This window comes from Pseudomonas sp. B28(2017) (assembly GCF_002113025.1).
Lineage (GTDB): Bacteria > Pseudomonadota > Gammaproteobacteria > Pseudomonadales > Pseudomonadaceae > Aquipseudomonas.
On the sequence record NZ_NEJH01000017.1, the window covers coordinates 33663 to 48495 of the forward strand.

17 protein-coding genes are annotated in these 14833 nt (G+C 60.0%); 9 read left to right on the forward strand and 8 right to left on the reverse strand.

The genetic code is table 11. From position 1 onward, the window contains the following. The first annotated feature begins 168 nt into the window (after positions 1-168). The 3 genes from CAF65_RS26110 to CAF65_RS26120 all read left to right on the forward strand — a co-directional run bounded on the left by CAF65_RS26110 (position 169) and on the right by CAF65_RS26120 (position 2001). A complete protein-coding gene (locus CAF65_RS26110) occupies positions 169-942 on the forward strand; it encodes a 1,6-dihydroxycyclohexa-2,4-diene-1-carboxylate dehydrogenase (protein ID WP_085718873.1) in 774 nt (257 codons plus the stop codon). A 42-nt stretch (positions 943-984) separates the two neighbouring features. Continuing rightward, positions 985-1683 (forward strand): alpha/beta hydrolase, encoded by a 699-nt coding sequence (locus tag CAF65_RS26115; RefSeq protein ID WP_085718874.1) that lies wholly within the window; start codon positions 985-987, stop codon positions 1681-1683. Between the two features lie 117 nt (positions 1684-1800). After that, entirely contained in the window at positions 1801-2001 is a 201-nt protein-coding gene (locus CAF65_RS26120; protein ID WP_085718875.1) for an SPOR domain-containing protein, read from the forward strand. Between the two features lie 51 nt (positions 2002-2052). On the opposite strand, the gene osmE is transcribed toward CAF65_RS26120, so the two are convergent. Both osmE and CAF65_RS26130 read right to left on the reverse strand, forming a co-directional pair. Next, a complete protein-coding gene (gene osmE, locus CAF65_RS26125; protein ID WP_085718876.1) occupies positions 2053-2403 on the reverse strand; it encodes an osmotically-inducible lipoprotein OsmE in 351 nt (116 codons plus the stop codon). Positions 2404-2416: 13 nt separating this feature from the next. Next, positions 2417-2656 (reverse strand): hypothetical protein, encoded by a 240-nt coding sequence (locus CAF65_RS26130; protein ID WP_085718877.1) that lies wholly within the window; start codon positions 2654-2656, stop codon positions 2417-2419. Positions 2657-2923: 267 nt separating this feature from the next. On the opposite strand from CAF65_RS26130, the gene CAF65_RS26135 reads away from it, so the two are divergent. After that, on the forward strand, positions 2924-3259 hold the full coding sequence (locus CAF65_RS26135) for a hypothetical protein (RefSeq protein ID WP_085718878.1): 336 nt from the start codon (positions 2924-2926) through the stop codon (positions 3257-3259). 60 nt (positions 3260-3319) lie between these two features. Here the strand turns inward: CAF65_RS26135 and CAF65_RS26140 are convergent, their stop codons facing one another. After that, the gene (locus tag CAF65_RS26140) at positions 3320-3880 is read right to left on the reverse strand and encodes an Rrf2 family transcriptional regulator (RefSeq protein WP_085718879.1); all 561 of its coding nucleotides are present in this window, start codon (positions 3878-3880) and stop codon (positions 3320-3322) included. A 319-nt stretch (positions 3881-4199) separates the two neighbouring features. Here CAF65_RS26140 and CAF65_RS26145 point away from each other — a divergent pair, with 319 nt between their 5' ends. From CAF65_RS26145 to CAF65_RS26160, 4 genes are all read left to right on the forward strand, one after another. Further along, positions 4200-5402, forward strand: a complete 1203-nt coding sequence (locus CAF65_RS26145) for an NAD(P)/FAD-dependent oxidoreductase (protein WP_085718880.1) — start codon at positions 4200-4202, stop codon at positions 5400-5402. Between the two features lie 133 nt (positions 5403-5535). After that, positions 5536-6825, forward strand: coding sequence for an FAD-binding oxidoreductase (locus tag CAF65_RS26150; RefSeq protein ID WP_085718881.1), 1290 nt, complete (start codon positions 5536-5538; stop codon positions 6823-6825). A gap of 25 nt (positions 6826-6850) precedes the next feature. Continuing rightward, positions 6851-7405, forward strand: a complete 555-nt coding sequence (locus CAF65_RS26155; protein ID WP_085718882.1) for a helix-turn-helix domain-containing protein — start codon at positions 6851-6853, stop codon at positions 7403-7405. Between the two features lie 20 nt (positions 7406-7425). After that, positions 7426-8772: a glutamine synthetase family protein gene (locus CAF65_RS26160; RefSeq protein ID WP_085718883.1), complete on the forward strand. Its 1347-nt coding sequence runs from the start codon at positions 7426-7428 to the stop codon at positions 8770-8772. A gap of 184 nt (positions 8773-8956) precedes the next feature. Here the strand turns inward: CAF65_RS26160 and CAF65_RS26165 are convergent, their stop codons facing one another. The 5 genes from CAF65_RS26165 to CAF65_RS26185 form a co-directional block, all read right to left on the reverse strand. Further along, complete coding sequence (locus CAF65_RS26165; protein ID WP_085718884.1) at positions 8957-10321, reverse strand: cytosine permease; 1365 nt, start codon at positions 10319-10321, stop codon at positions 8957-8959. Between the two features lie 5 nt (positions 10322-10326). Beyond that, on the reverse strand, positions 10327-11004 hold the full coding sequence (locus tag CAF65_RS26170) for an isochorismatase family cysteine hydrolase (protein ID WP_085718885.1): 678 nt from the start codon (positions 11002-11004) through the stop codon (positions 10327-10329). Positions 11005-11095: 91 nt separating this feature from the next. Then, positions 11096-11248: a hypothetical protein gene (locus CAF65_RS28555; protein ID WP_178076747.1), complete on the reverse strand. Its 153-nt coding sequence runs from the start codon at positions 11246-11248 to the stop codon at positions 11096-11098. Between the two features lie 159 nt (positions 11249-11407). After that, positions 11408-12451 carry an LLM class flavin-dependent oxidoreductase gene (locus tag CAF65_RS26180; RefSeq protein WP_085718887.1) on the reverse strand — a complete coding sequence of 348 codons (1044 nt, stop codon included), beginning with the start codon at positions 12449-12451 and terminating at the stop codon, positions 11408-11410. A 117-nt stretch (positions 12452-12568) separates the two neighbouring features. Beyond that, the gene (locus tag CAF65_RS26185) at positions 12569-13054 is read right to left on the reverse strand and encodes a flavin reductase family protein (protein WP_085718888.1); all 486 of its coding nucleotides are present in this window, start codon (positions 13052-13054) and stop codon (positions 12569-12571) included. Positions 13055-13378: 324 nt separating this feature from the next. Here CAF65_RS26185 and CAF65_RS26190 point away from each other — a divergent pair, with 324 nt between their 5' ends. Continuing rightward, a complete protein-coding gene (locus CAF65_RS26190) occupies positions 13379-14785 on the forward strand; it encodes a cytosine permease (RefSeq protein WP_085718889.1) in 1407 nt (468 codons plus the stop codon). The last annotated feature ends 48 nt before the right edge of the window (positions 14786-14833 follow it).

Sequence of the window (14833 nt, forward strand, 5' to 3'; positions counted from 1 at the left end):
GGCAGCTGCTTCTACAACAAATCAATGTGGGAGCGAGCCTGCTCGCGAAGAGGCCCGGACATTCAACATTGTTGTCGTCTGTGAGGCTGTTATCGCGCGCAGGCTCGCTCCCACAGGACCGGGTTTGGCCGGCATTTTCCTGGTTGGCCGGAATTATTTGAGGTGTCCATGAACAGATTTCACGAAAAAGTCGCACTGATCACCGGCGCTGCCCAAGGCATCGGGCGGCGGGTGGCCGAGCGTATGGCCGCGGAAGGGGCGAAGCTGATCCTGGTGGATCGTTCCGAGCTGGTGTTCGAAGTGCAGCAACACCTGGCGCCGGCCAGCCAGGTTCTGGCCCTGACCGCCGACCTTGAGCAATACGAGGAATGCGGCCGGGTGATGCAAACCGCCGTCGAGCGATTCGGTCGTCTCGACGTGTTGATCAACAACGTCGGTGGCACGATCTGGGCCAAGCCGTTCGAGCACTATGAAGCGTCGCAGATCGAGGCCGAGGTACGCCGCTCGTTGTTCCCGACCTTGTGGTGTTGCCATGCGGCGCTGCCGTTCATGCTGGAGCAGGGCAGCGGGGCGATCGTCAACGTATCCTCCATCGCCACCCGCAGTCTCAACCGCGTGCCCTACGGTGCGGCAAAGGGAGGGGTGAATGCCTTGACCGCTTGTCTGGCGTTCGAGACCGCCGGTCGTGGCGTGCGGGTCAACGCCACTGCACCGGGCGGCACCGAAGCACCGCCGCGACGCATACCGCGCAACGGTGCCGAGCAGAGTGAGCAGGAAAAACACTGGTACCAGCAGATCGTCGACCAGACCCTCGACAGCAGTTTGATGAAACGCTATGGCACGCTGGATGAACAGGCGGGGGCTATTCTGTTTCTGGCCAGCGACGAAGCGTCCTATATCACCGGCATGGTCATGCCCGTGGGCGGCGGCGATCAGGGCTGAGGCGAGCGACAAACAACCCCATCCGAAAACGGAGACATGGTGATGAGTGTCAAACCCACGATTGTGCTGGTCCATGGTTTTTGGGGCGGCGCTGCCCACTGGAACAAGGTCATCGTCAAATTGCTCAGCCGGGGTGACACGCACATTCGTGCCGTCGAGTTGCCGCTGACGTCCCTGGCCGAGGATGCCGAGCGTACGCGCAAGATGGTTGCCCAGGTGCCGGGGCCGGTGCTGCTGGTGGGGCACTCCTATGGCGGTGCGGTGATTACCGAAGCCGGCGACCAGCCAAATGTGGTGGGCCTGGTGTACATCGCCGCCTTCGCGCCGGATGCCGGTGAAAGCCCCGGTGGCATCACGCAACGGCATCTGCCTGCGGCGGCGGCCAACCTGGCTCCCGACAGCGATGGATACCTATGGGTCAAGCCTGAGCTCTATCATGAAAGCTTCTGCCAGGACTTGCCGGCGACCGAAGGGGTGGTCATGGGGCTCACCCAGAAAGCGCCGCTGGCCAGGACCTTCGGTGACACCCTCAGCAACGTGGCCTGGAAGAAAAAACCATCGTGGTATCAGGTTTCCAGCGCAGACCGGATGATCGCGCCGCAAAACCAGCAATGGATGGCCGAGCGGCTGAACGCCCGGGAGATTCTGACCTTGAATGCCAGCCATGCGTCATTGGCGTCGATGCCCGCCGAAGTGGCGGCATTGATCGACAGGGCTGCGACGGCGTTGGCCGAGGGCTAGGGTCCAGATGCAACCGGAATGGGGAATTTTCCTGGCGACGTCTGGTCGGTATTTCACAGAAGGGTGGGTGTAAGGTAAGCAAGCCAACCTGAGAACACTGCCCGGGAGGAGGTGACTATGAGCGTTTCGATGTTGAACAAAATGCACATGAACGGTTACGACGTACTCAGCGTGAACAACGGCCCCTGGCGGGTATGCACCCAGGGCGACCGGCTTGGCTCGTTCGACAGTCGAGAAGAGGCACTGGCGTTTGCCGCGTCACTGCCCGGCTACAGGGCGCGAACCACCCGGCCTGCGCGCAGCGACCAGGCTAAATGAAGGCAGGCTTGAAGCCCCGGTCCGCCGGGGCTTTTGCTGTATGGGGCAGGGTCAGTAGCCTCCGCCTCCGCTGCTGCGGGCAGGTTCCCGGGCTTTTTGCTGCATGTGGCTCCATTCCGCGCAGGTCATGAAGCTCTTGTGGTCAACCATGCCACGGCCGTCGAAGCTGACGTTGTACGCCTGCTGATGACCGGCCTGAGTCAGTCGGTAGTCAAAGCACGTACCGGGTTCGACGGTGCGATCGCTGACCGCCAGGGGCTGGCCGCCGATTTGCCGGACTTGCTCCTGGCTCATGCCGGTGTCGACTTTCGCAACCAGCGGCTGGTCCTGGTAGATCGAGTTGGTGCTGCAGCCTGCCAACGCGGTCAGTGCAACGACCAGCGTGAATAGAGGCCTGTTCATGGCAGCGCTCCCGCTATTGAGCCTTGTTGCGGCTAATGACCTTGGCTTTCACTTCCTCGGCATAGCCGGACAGTTTTGCTTCATCACCCTGAAATAAAGAACACAGTCTTTTAACGGCTTGTGCGTCGGCTTCGCTCCCGAGCAGGCGCAATTGCTCCTCTATGCGCAGAAGCTCCACTGCCGACCAGCGCAAATCTGACGCAAGCCCTTGCAGATCACGCCGAAGCTGCTGTTCCGATTCGTTAAGCCACATGATGATCTCCTGAATACTGCACTCCGGAATTTTAGACCTGTTTGCCGGACTGGATGTTGTGTTCGTCTGAATCAGTGGGGTTTCCTTCGGTCGGGAAAATAAACGCGAACGTGAAAGTACGCTGTCCTGCTCAAGAAAGATGGATGGCTCATCTGAATTCAAGGAACTAACGGGTGGAGCCGATATCAATGACAGTCGCCGAATCGTTGGATGGATGTAAGGCCGGCGGCGAGCTACATTTTCTTTTTTCGAATCTAAGGAAGCAGCATGCGGATGTTGATGGGGGGAGTCGCGCTGGCACTGCTGGCCGGGTGTTCGTTGCCAGCGTCGCTGGTTCCGGGCGAGCCGAATGTCAGCAAGCACAGCGCGAAGGCGCCAAAAGAGTATGCGGCGTGTGTTTTGCCTGCCTGGCAACAGGAAGTACCGAATACGACCCAGGTTTCGATATCCAACGGATACCGGATCACCGCACCCAGCGTGATCACGGCCGACGAAGTGCTGGATATCGTGAAGTACAAGGATGGCAGCCAGATTTCGCTGTATCAGGGGCCACCCTGGGCCAAATCCGGCGACCTGCGCAAAATCGTCCGCGACTGCTTGTAAGCACGGGAGCGTGAAAAAAAACCGGATGCCTGGCGTGCATCCGGTTTTTTTGTGTGTGGATCAGTCTGAAAGGCTAGTCGTGGGGATGAGTTGCTCACTGCCCTGAGCGCCGCTTTTGCGTTCCCGACGCTCGTTCATCCAGTTTTCCACCTTTACACCGAATTCCGGTGGGGCTTTGCGCCCGAGTTTCCTGGCGATGTCCAGGATGGTCTGTTGGGCGAGGGCCTCTTCCATTCGTTTCTGCGCAACCATCATCGCGCCATGGACCGCACACGGACCGTCCAGTGCCCATTCAGGCGGGGCGCCGTCAAACACAGCGCAACGGCCACGAATCTCCCGACAATCGAAAATCGACTTGCGACCGTCGATGGCGTTGACGATATCCAGCAGGGTGATTTCGTCAGCGGGCCGGGCCAGCTTGAAGCCGCCGCGCATGCCCTCGGTGGCGACCACCAGTTTGCCCTTGGCCAGTTTGGTGAAGATTTTCGCCAGATAGTCCAGGGGAACGCCTTGCAGTTCGGCAAGGTCACGTACGCTCGCCTCGCGAGAGTCGCCACCATTGCCTACGAGAAAAAGCAGGCAGTGGATGCCGTACTCGACACCCGCGCTGTAAAGAGACATACAAATCTCCGACTTGATTAGTCGCCAATTCTAGCAGCCTGAAATAGACCGGGCAACGAATCGTTGCGTCCGAAATTTTCTTTTTCAGTTTGAAAAGTCGGCGTTATGCGCGTTCTTGAGCCTTTTCTGGCGAGGCATCGGCGCTTTCGATGGCGGCCATCAAAAAAAACGGATTGCAGGATTTAACTAGGATCAATACAGTCGTAGTTATTCGGGCGGTACAGGTGAGCGGTTCTCGAAACATACCGACCTCATTCCCGCTCCCGATGAGCGTGACCCATCACGATCGACAACATTTGTTTATCTTCTGGAGTTAAAAATGAAACAGCACATTCTGGTGATCGGCGCAGGTTTCGGTGGCATGTGGACCGCATTGAGCGCCACGCGTCTGTTCGACATTCACGGCCACGACGACGTTGAAGTGACCGTGCTGGCTCCTCAGGCCGAGCTGCGTGTACGTCCGCGCTTCTACGAGCCGAACGCCCACCAACTGGCTGCGCCGATTGGCGATCTGTTTGATGCTGTAGGGGTCAGGTTCATCAAGGGTGCGGCGCAGACCATCAACGTCGAGCAAAAGCAGGTCGGTTATGTCGATGCCGCAGGGACCCGACAAGTGTGCAGCTACGACAAACTCGTTCTGGCTACAGGCAGTCGCCTGGCTTCGTCGAGCACTCCGGGCGTGGCCGAACATGCGTTCGACGTCGATCAGATCGAACAGGCCGTGCGTCTGGAAAACCACCTCAAGGCGCTGGCCAGTCAGCCTGAAAGCAAGGCACGCAACACGGTGGTGGTGGCCGGTGGCGGTTTCACCGGGATCGAAACCGCGACTGAAATGCCAACCCGCCTGCGGGCCATCTTCGGCGACCATGCCGATATCAATGTGATCATCGTTGACCGCGGCGACAAGGTTGGCGGCTCGATGGGGGAGCAAATCGCAGAGTCGATCGTCGAAGCCAGCGTGGCGACCGGCGTGAAATGGCACTTGAAAGCCTCGGTCGTGTCGGTCGATGCCAACGGCGTGACCCTGTCCGACGGTGCTCGTATCGATGCCAAAACCGTGGTCTGGACCACCGGCGTTCGCGCCAGCTCCCTGACCGAGCAGATTCCGGCCGAACGCGATCACCTGGGCCGCCTGCATGTCGACGCACACCTGAAAGTCATAGGCCAGGACGACATCTTCGCCACCGGCGACGTTGCCTGTGCGGCCAGTGACGAGATCGGCAACTACGCCTTGATGACCTGTCAGCACGCAATTTCCCTGGGCCGCCATGCCGGCAACAACGTCGCCGCGCAGATTCTCGGTGTCGACCCGACGCCGTACAGCCAGCCGAAATACGTGACCTGCCTCGATCTGGGCGCCTGGGGCGCGGTGTACACCGAGGGTTGGGATCGTCAGGTGAAGTTGGTCAAGCATGAAGCCAAGGCATTGAAGACTCAGATCAACACCCAGTGGATCTACCCGCCAGCGGCCGACCGTGCCACTGCATTGGCTTCGGCGGATCCGATGATTCCTGTGGCCTGATTCGAACATCGCGTCTGAAGAAAAAATCCCGCTCGGGTTCGCCTGAGCGGGATTTTTTACGTCTTGATTGCCTGCGTGAAATTTACCGTGTATTTTTTCATGAAATTACAAATACAAAATTTCACGAGGCCGTATGTTTCAGCAATCCACCCGGCATGTCGCCAGTTACTACGCCCATACCTGCGCCGATCGTCTGGTCGAACGAGTCGCACTGGAAGGTGAGCAAGACACCGAAGTGCTGATCATCGGGGCCGGTTTCAGTGGCTTGCACACAGCGTTGCGCCTGGCACTGGCCGGCAAGCGCGTGACCTTGCTCGAAGCCAGCCGGGTGGCGTGGGCCGCGTCCGGGCGTAATGGCGGGCAGGCGATTCTCGGCTGGTCGTGCGACATGCCACCGCTGGAAGCGGCGCTGGGATACGAACGGGCACGGCGATTGTGGGACGGCATGCGCTGGGCCGCGCGCGAACTGCGTGATTTGCCCGGTCGCCATGAGTTCGACTGCGACTACCGCGCCGGCCATCTCTGGACCTCGGTGATGCTGCGACGAGTGGGGCTGCTGACCGAGTGGCAACACGAGGCGAGCCACAAGTGGGGACACGACAAACTGCAATTTATCGAGCGCAGTGATTTGCCACAGTGGGTCGCCAGCGAGCGTTATCAGGCCGGTCTGTTCGATCCCGAGGGCGGGCATTTGAACCCGCTGAAACTGGCCCTGGGCCTCGCGGATGCGATTGAGCGGGCCGGTGGCCGCATCCACGAACAAAGCAAGGCGCTGAGCTATGGCGAGGAGGGCGATGGCTTTGTGGTGACCACCGAGCGCGGTCGTATTCGCGCCGATGTGCTGGTGCTGGCGTGCAACGCTTACCTCGATCGACTCGACCCGCAACTGGCCAGTTGCGTGTTGCCGGTCGGGACGTATCAGGTCGCGACCGCGCCGCTGACGACGGAGCAAGCCACGGCGCTGCTGCCGAGCAACGTGTGCGTGACCGACAACCAGTTCGTGCTCGATTATTTCCGGCGCACCCCGGATAACCGCCTGCTGTTCGGCGGCGGTTGCACTTACCTGGGCGGGATGCCCAAGGACATTGCCGCGGCGACCCGGCCGTTCCTGGAGCGCGTGTTCCCGCAGCTCACGGGCGTCGAGCTGGAGTTTGCCTGGGGCGGACACATCGACCTGACCCTCAAACGCACGCCGGATATCGGACGACGGGGCGACCTGTACTGGATGCAGGGCTATTCCGGGCATGGCGTGCTGCCGACACTGGCCGCGGCGCGAGCGGTGTCCGACGCGGTACTCGGTCAACCCGACGAGCTGTCCCTGTACCAGGGCCTGAACAACGGCAGTTTTCCCGGCGGCAAATACCTGGCCGCGCCGCTGGAAGCCATCGGCAAGGCCTGGTATCGACTGCGCGACAGTATTTGAAGCGACACTTTCTGGAAGCCTCAAGATGGACATGCAAGAAGAAATCTCGGCGTTGGCGATCCTGATCCAGGACCTGCGCAAACACAAGAAGTACACCCTGAAGGAACTGGCGGACAAAATCGGTCGCTCCGTCGGTTTCCTGTCCCAGGTCGAGCGCGGTCTGTCGCGCCCGACGGTGGCGGACCTGACCGCCATCAGCGAAACCCTGGGTGTGCCGACCACCTATTTCTACAGCCTGCCCAAACCCATGGTCCTGTCCTGGGTCACCCGCCCGGACGAGCGCCGTACGCTGTACTACGCCGATGGCATTACCGACATCCTCGTTTCGCCAAAAATGCGCGCCTCGTTCTCGATGCTCGAAAGCCGGCTGGAGCCCGGTGCCAGCAGCGGCGACCGGCACATGAAGGACAGCTCCGAGCAGGGCGGTTATGTCCTGGAAGGGGAGCTGACCCTGTGGCTCGACGACAACGAACCGGTGACCCTGCATCCCGGCGACAGCTTTCAACTGGCCAGCCATGCGCACTGCCGCTACGGCAACCTGTCCGACCAACCGACCCGCGTGCTTTGGGTTTACACCTGATAACAACAAGGAACAAATCGATGGATGCTGTGTGCTCTGATCTGCTGGCCGAGGTTCGCAACTTCCGCCACTGCAACCCCGAAGTGCGATACGTCGACCTGATCTCCCTGGACATTCCGGGGCATTTCTACGGCAAGCGCTACCCGATCGAGATGCTCGAAAAAGTCGCTGCCGGCAGTGCACTGAAGCTGCCGCAAAACTGCGTGTTGCTCGGCACCCAGGGCGGGCTGTTCAAAATCGGAGACTACTGCTTCAACGATGGCGACCCGGATGCGCTCCGTCGCCTGGTGCCCGGCACACTGAAACGGGTGAACTGGGAAAAACAGCCATTGGGCCAGATGCTGATCACCTCCGACGGCACGCAAAAACCGATTGTCTTCGAACCCCGCGAAGTGCTGGCGCAGGTGCTGGAGCGGCTCAAGCGCAAGGGCATTCATCCGGTGGTGGCGTTCGAACTGGAGTTTTACCTGTTCGACAGCCGCCTGAAGGACGGCTTGCCGCAATTTCCCCGTGATGATCTGACCGGCGATGCCGATGATCAACCGAACATGCACATCGAACGCTTGTCGCGATTTGCTCCAGTGCTCGATGAAATGGTCGAGACTGCGCGTGAGCAGGGCGTCGATGCCACGGTGATCACTGCCGAGCTTGGTCCGGGGCAGTTCGAAATCAACTTCGGCCATTGCGATGACGGCCTGCGCGCCGCCGACTGGGCCGCCCTGTTCTGCCGCAGCACCCGGGGCGTGGCGCTCAAGCACAATTTGCGCGCCAGCTTCATGGCCAAACCCTACTTGCAGCACCCCGGCAGCGGCATGCACGTGCATGTCAGCCTGTATGACGAGGCCGGCAACAACCTGTTGGCAGCGAACGGCCAGCGGGCGCTGCGTCATGCAGTGGCCGGTTGCCTGGCTGTGTTGCCGCACTGCATGCCGATTTTTGCCCCGAACCACAATGCGATGCGCCGCTTGAGCGGCACGGTGAACGTTGCGTCCCGCGCCAGTTGGGGCTTCGAGGATCGCGATGCGTGCTTGCGCATACCGGAGTCGGACGTCAAGAACCTGCGCATTGAACACCGCCTGGCGGGCGCCGACGCCAACCCGTATCTGGCGTTGGCGGCGATTCTGGTGGGGTTGGAGCAAGGTCTGGAAGGAGAGCGCGAGCCGATTGCACCGCTCAACGAAGACCGCAGCAGTGGCATCGACTTTCCGTTGGAAATGCTCGAAGCGGTGCAGTCCATGCAAAGTCATGCATCGCTGCGCGAAGGCTTGGGGGCGGAGTTTGTGGACGTCTATTGCGAAAACAAACGTCAGGATCATCTGGCATTTCTGCATGACATCAGCGCGCGGGAATATCGCTGGTTTCTCTAGTCATCCTTAGAAAACATGTGGATATTTAATGACTTGGAAGATTTATTAACCGGATAGTGAATAAAAATATCTTGTTACAGCGTGAAATGTTCCGTAATATTCGCGCCGCGTTCACCACCACGGTTTATGCATTTTTAAATCCCAGGCGTCCATCAGCTGCCTGGGATTTTTTTTTGCCTGGAATTCAGCTGGCTGCTGACTCCAGCATCGGCGCACGCTTGCCGAGCTTCATCAGCCAGTAATAACTCAACGCAGGCACCAGCAACCCGACGATCCACGCCAGGTCCACCCCGTCCAGCGCCGTGGCTACCGGGCCGACGTACAGCGTGGTGCTCATGAACGGAATTTCCAGGGCGATCGCCAGCAGGAAGCTGCCGCAGGCAATCCGGTTGATGCGCCCGTAGATTCCGTTCAGGTCGAAGATGTCGTCAATCCGGTACTGGCCTTTGCGCAGGCAGTAGTAGTCCACCAGATTGATCGCCGTCCACGGGATCAGGAAATAGCTCATGAAGAAGATGAAATTCAGGAAGAAGCTGATGAAGTCGTCCTGACCGATTGTGCACAGGGCCGTGGCCACCAGACTGATCAGCAGCATGAACACACCGCGTACCCGCGGGGTCACCTTGAGTCGAGCGAACGGCTCGATCACGGTGATGGTCGACATGAACGCGCCGTACAGGTTGAACACGTTGATCGACACCTGGCCGTAGACGATGAAGGCGAACAGCAGCACCGCGCCAACGCCGAACAGACCGGCGACATGCCCGCCGACGTTGCTGGAAAAGTCGCCGATGCCGACGCTCAGGATCGCCCCGAGAATCATCATCCACGCACCGCCGCTGACCGTGCCCGCATAGCTGTACCAGAACACCCGGGCGGTCGGCGTGCTGCTCGGCAGGTAGCGCGAGTAGTCGGCGACGTAAGGTGCATAGGACAGCTGCCAGGTCACGGCAATGCTCACCGCCACCAGGAACTTCGACAGCGAGAAGCCGGTGGGCAGCCATTGTTCGGCCGGGATCGGCAACTGCAAGGCGAGCACCGTGGCCGCCACGAACACCCCCAGCGACAGTATCGACAGCAGCTTTTGCAGGCGGTGAATCAACCGATAGCCATAGAGTGCGACGACGAAGCACAACGCGCCGATCAGGTAGATATTGCCGGACATTGGCAGCGGGCTGACGGACTCCAGCGCCTGGGCCGCGAGCAAGGTGTTGCTGACGAAAAAGCCCAGGTAAATCAGCATCACGAACAGTAGCGGTAAAACCGCCCCCAACACGCCGAATTGCGCCCGGCTCTGGATCATTTGCGGAATGCCCAGCTTCGGTCCCTGTGCCGAGTGGGAGGCCATGAAAATCGCCCCCAGCAACGAGCCGACGATGATCGCCAGCGCGCTCCAGAACAGGTTGAGCCCCATCACCACCGGCAACACGCCGGACGCGATGGTGGTGATGTTCATGTTGGCGCCGAACCAGATATAGAACAGCGAACCCGGCTTGCCGTGGCGTTCGGTCTCGGGGATGAAATCGATGCTTCTTTTTTCGACTTGCATGGCGATCACTCCTGAGTCCGGACGAGGTGGGATTGCAGGCGGGCGATGGTGCCTGGCAGCTCATGGGGCTGGTGGGCAAACAGGTCCGGACGCTCGGGGATCAGACTCAGGTAGTCGCGGTGTTCCAGGGCGCGCTGGCACTCGATCGTGGTGAGGATTTCCAGCGCATAGACCCAGTTGGCCATGATCAGCAGGGCCGAATAATGCCCGGCCTCGGTGGTCGTGGTGCAGGCATCGCTGACCAGGCGCACGCGATAGCCCAGGGCGAAGGCATCGAACACGCTGGTCAGCACGCAGACGTCCGTCAGCACGCCGCAGACGATCAGTGTGTCGACCTCCATTGCCTTGAGTCGGGCATTGAGGTCGGTGCGGTGAAAGGCACTGTAACGGCCTTTGTCGATGATGAGTTCACCGGGCTGTGGCGACAGCGAGTCGATGATTTCCACTTGCCGGGTGCCGGCGCGGTAACTGCCGGGGCCACCGTCGGCGGCCAGCGGTTCACCGTGGGGCAGGTCGGTGCCATCTGCCTGATTGATGTGGCGGGTATAGATGACCGGTATCCGCTGGTTGCGTGCGGTATCGAGCAGGGCGGCGGTATGGGCGACCACCCTGTCGAAGTTTTCCAGGACGAAACCGTCCTCCTGCTGCATGTCGATGATCAACAGCGCGTTGTTATTGTTCATTGGGCAAACCTGATCAAAGGCGAAACACAAAGCACCGCACGCGCCATGCAATGGCGAGCCGCGGGGTGCGTGATTGGCTGTTCGGGTGGGCTCAGTGAACTATTTGCCAGAAGCCGTTCTGCTTGGCCGATACGCTGGCGCGCAGACGCTTGAAATGCAGGTGCGAAGCGGTCCATTCACCGCGCAGGTAAACCCGCGCGGCGCCGGAGGGAAGGGCGAGTGATGGGAGACGACCAGTCATCATGGAAATCGACCCTTGTAGGAGCGAGCTCGTTCGCGAAAAACTCTGGAAAACGCAGTCATTCAGATGACGCGCGTTATCGTTGGCGTCCATCGCGAGCTCGCTCCTACAGTTGAGGTGTGCTGCGCCCCGGCTTCGCGTCCGGGGAGCAGGGCGGCGCAATCAGCGGAACGCTGGCACCACATGCTTGATGAACAGCTCCAGGGATTTTTTCTTCTCCGCGTGGGGCAGGCTGTTATCGCACCAGAAGCTGAATTCGTCGACCCCCAGTTCCTGGTAGTACTTGATGCGCGGAATGATTTCTTCCGGGGTGCCGATCATGGCGGTCTTGTGCAGGTTCTCCAGTTCGAACTCGGGGCGACCGGCGAATTTCTCTTCCGGGCTCGGCGCGAGGAAGCCGTTGACCGGGGTGCTCTTGTTGCCGAACCAGGCATCGAACGTGCGGTAGAACTTGGAGATCGCCCTGGCTCCGACTTGCCAGCCTTGCGGATCGTCGGCGGTGTGCACGTGGGTGTGACGCAGCACCATCAGTTGCGGGCGCGGCACGTCCGGGTTGTTGTCCAGCGCGGCCTGGAATTTGTTCTTCAGGTCGAGGACTTCTTCGTCGCCTTTCATCAGCGGTGTGACCATGACGTTGCAGCCGTTGGCCACGGCGAAGTTGTGCGAGTCCGGGTCGCGGGCGGCGATCCACATCGGCGGGTTCGGCTGCTGGATCGGCTTGGGCACGCTGGTGGACGTCGGGAATTTCCAGATGTCGCCGTCATGGGCGTAATCGCCGTTCCACAGTGCCCGCACCACTGGAACCATTTCGCGCAACGCCTGGCCGCCGGAGGAGGCTGGCATGCCGCCGGCCATGCGGTCGAATTCGATCTGATAGGCACCACGGGCCAGGCCGACTTCCATGCGGCCGTTGCTGATCACGTCGAGCAACGCGCATTCACCGGCCACCCGCAGCGGGTGCCAGAACGGCGCGATGATGGTGCCGGCGCCCAGGTGAATGGTGGTGGTCTTGCCCGCCAGATAAGCCAGCAGCGGCATCGGGCTTGGCGAGATGGTGTATTCCATGGAGTGGTGTTCGCCTATCCACACGGTGCTGAAACCACCGGCTTCGGCCATCAGGGTCAGTTCGGTCAGTTCTTCGAACAACTGGCGGTGGCTGACGCTTTCGTCCCAACGTTCCATGTGTACGAACAGGGAAAACTTCATGATGTTTACCTCGGATCTTTTGTTATCGGCCTGTCGACTGCGGGCTCGTTGTTCTTTGGTATACCATAATACAAAATATCTGCAAATATTTCTGTATGGTCAGCGTGAAACCGCAGATCAGGCCAGAACGGGCAGGGTGCCCATCTTGCCGTGGCAATACACCAGTGGCCCGCTGCTCTGGCGGGGCACGATCAGGTTTTTCACGGCACCGACCATGATGGCGTGGTCACCCCCTTCATATTCGCGCCACAGCTCACACTCGATGACCGCCGTGGCATTGGCCAGAATCGGGTTGCCCAATTCGCTGAGCGTCCACTCGATCCCCTGGGCCTTGTCCTTGCCTTTGCGCGCGAAGGCATAGGCTTCGTTTTGCTGGCCACCGGAAAGCACGTGGATGGCAAAACGTTTGTTCTTGATCAGCACCGGGTAGGAGTCGGAGCTGTAGTTCGGGCAGAACAGCACGAGGGCCGGGTCCATCGACAGCGAGCTGAAGGCGCTGGCGGTGAGGCCGACGATTTGCCCATCGTCATCCAGGGTGGTGATCACGGTCACTCCGGACGGGAACGAACCCATGACTTGTTTGTAGATGGCGGCATCGATCATTGGATGGTCCTCGGGTGGTGTGACGCAATTTTTATCTGTTTGTAGGTCTGATGGTATACCGTAATACATCGATTGCAAGGTCTTTTTAGGTGAACCGATAAACGTACGTCGTTCGTCGGAAACTCAATGATTACAGGGCTTTCAGCTATCAATGGCTGGCGTGAATCGGGCAGGATGCCGGTTCAGATGCGTGCTCAAAGACCGGATCAGTCTTGTTTAATGTTTGGAATACCATAATATGGTCTGCATCTGAGGGGCGACCAGAGAGTCCCCCCGGTTTGGCTTCATACAAAGATAAGAACAGACCAACTCGAGTTCATGCACATGTCCCAGATGTCCCGGCAAGATCCGTTGATCGAGAATCACACGGTCGACTACGTTCCACTCGCAGAGCGCCACGGGAAGGCCCGCGATCTTTTCACCCTGTGGTTCAGCACCAACATCGCGCCACTGCCCATCGTCACCGGCGCCATGGTGGTCCAAGTGTTCCACCTCAATCTGTTCTGGGGCCTGCTGGCGATTGCGCTCGGGCACATGGTCGGTGGTCTGGTGATTGCACTCGCATCGGCCCAGGGGCCGTGCATGGGCATTCCGCAGATGGTGCAGAGTCGTGGTCAGTTCGGTCGCTATGGCGCGCTGCTGATCGTGTTCTTCGCGGCGTTGATCTACATCGGTTTCTTCATTTCCAACATCGTGTTGGCCGGCAAATCGATTGTCGGCATTGCGCCGTCGATTCCGGTGCCGGCCAGCATTCTCATCGGTGCCCTCAGCGCCACGGCCATCGGGGTGATCGGTTATCGCTTCATCCACACCCTCAACCGCATCGGCACCTGGGTAATGGGCAGTGCCTTGTTGGCCGGTTTCCTCTATATCTTCGCCCATGACCTGCCGGCGGACTTCTTCACTCGCGGCGGGTTCAACCTGTCCGGCTGGCTGGCCACGGTCTCGCTGGGCATCATCTGGCAAATCAGTTTCTCGCCGTACGTGTCGGACTACTCGCGCTACCTGCCGGCGGATATCGGCATCACCCGGCCGTTCCTCGCCACTTACCTGGGGGCGACCCTGGGCACGATCCTGTCGTTCACTTTCGGTGCCGTGGCGGTACTGGCCACTGCGGAAGGCACCGAGGCGATGGCAGCGGTGAAGCAGTCCACCGGCTGGCTGGGGCCGATCCTGATGGTGCTGTTCCTGCTCAACATCATCAGCCACAACGCCTTGAATCTGTATGGCGCGGTGCTGTCGATCATCACGTCGATCCAGACCTTCGCCAGCCAGTGGACGCCCAGCATCAAGGTGCGCGTGGTGTTGTCGAGTATCGTGCTGGCGGGTTGCTGCGTGGTGGCGCTGGGTGCCTCGGCGAATTTCATTTCGCAGTTCATCGGCCTGATTCTGGCGCTGTTGCTAGTGTTGGTGCCGTGGGCCTCGATCAACCTGATCGACTTTTACCTGATCAAGGGGCGTCGCTATGACATCGCGTCGATCTTCCGGGCCGACGGCGGCATCTACGGTCGCTTCAACCTGCACGCGATCATTGCCTACTTCATCGGCATCATCGTGCAGCTGCCATTCGCCAATACTTCACTGTACGTCGGACCCTACGCCAATCTGGTGGACGGCGCGGACCTGTCGTGGCTGGTGGGGTTGGTGGTGACGTGCCCGTTGTATTACTGCCTCGCCACGCGAAGCCAGCCGCAGGAAAGTCGTTCGGTGAAATTCGGCTACACCGACTGAGGCAATATCGTTTTGTGTTCGTCAGAAAATGCCCGGCACATCGCCGGG

Excerpts from the sequence above, each read along its gene's own strand:
- CAF65_RS26110 (WP_085718873.1), top strand. The coding sequence starts at position 169 with ATGAACAGATTTCACGAAAAAGTCGCACTGATCACCGGCGCTGCCCAA.
- CAF65_RS26115 (WP_085718874.1), top strand. The coding sequence starts at position 985 with ATGAGTGTCAAACCCACGATTGTGCTGGTCCATGGTTTTTGGGGCGGC.
- CAF65_RS26120 (WP_085718875.1), top strand. The coding sequence starts at position 1,801 with ATGAGCGTTTCGATGTTGAACAAAATGCACATGAACGGTTACGACGTA.
- osmE (WP_085718876.1), bottom strand. The coding sequence starts at position 2,403 with ATGAACAGGCCTCTATTCACGCTGGTCGTTGCACTGACCGCGTTGGCA.
- CAF65_RS26130 (WP_085718877.1), bottom strand. The coding sequence starts at position 2,656 with ATGTGGCTTAACGAATCGGAACAGCAGCTTCGGCGTGATCTGCAAGGG.
- CAF65_RS26135 (WP_085718878.1), top strand. The coding sequence starts at position 2,924 with ATGCGGATGTTGATGGGGGGAGTCGCGCTGGCACTGCTGGCCGGGTGT.
- CAF65_RS26140 (WP_085718879.1), bottom strand. The coding sequence starts at position 3,880 with ATGTCTCTTTACAGCGCGGGTGTCGAGTACGGCATCCACTGCCTGCTT.
- CAF65_RS26145 (WP_085718880.1), top strand. The coding sequence starts at position 4,200 with ATGAAACAGCACATTCTGGTGATCGGCGCAGGTTTCGGTGGCATGTGG.
- CAF65_RS26150 (WP_085718881.1), top strand. The coding sequence starts at position 5,536 with ATGTTTCAGCAATCCACCCGGCATGTCGCCAGTTACTACGCCCATACC.
- CAF65_RS26155 (WP_085718882.1), top strand. The coding sequence starts at position 6,851 with ATGGACATGCAAGAAGAAATCTCGGCGTTGGCGATCCTGATCCAGGAC.
- CAF65_RS26160 (WP_085718883.1), top strand. The coding sequence starts at position 7,426 with ATGGATGCTGTGTGCTCTGATCTGCTGGCCGAGGTTCGCAACTTCCGC.
- CAF65_RS26165 (WP_085718884.1), bottom strand. The coding sequence starts at position 10,321 with ATGCAAGTCGAAAAAAGAAGCATCGATTTCATCCCCGAGACCGAACGC.
- CAF65_RS26170 (WP_085718885.1), bottom strand. The coding sequence starts at position 11,004 with ATGAACAATAACAACGCGCTGTTGATCATCGACATGCAGCAGGAGGAC.
- CAF65_RS28555 (WP_178076747.1), bottom strand. The coding sequence starts at position 11,248 with ATGATGACTGGTCGTCTCCCATCACTCGCCCTTCCCTCCGGCGCCGCG.
- CAF65_RS26180 (WP_085718887.1), bottom strand. The coding sequence starts at position 12,451 with ATGAAGTTTTCCCTGTTCGTACACATGGAACGTTGGGACGAAAGCGTC.
- CAF65_RS26185 (WP_085718888.1), bottom strand. The coding sequence starts at position 13,054 with ATGATCGATGCCGCCATCTACAAACAAGTCATGGGTTCGTTCCCGTCC.
- CAF65_RS26190 (WP_085718889.1), top strand. The coding sequence starts at position 13,379 with ATGTCCCAGATGTCCCGGCAAGATCCGTTGATCGAGAATCACACGGTC.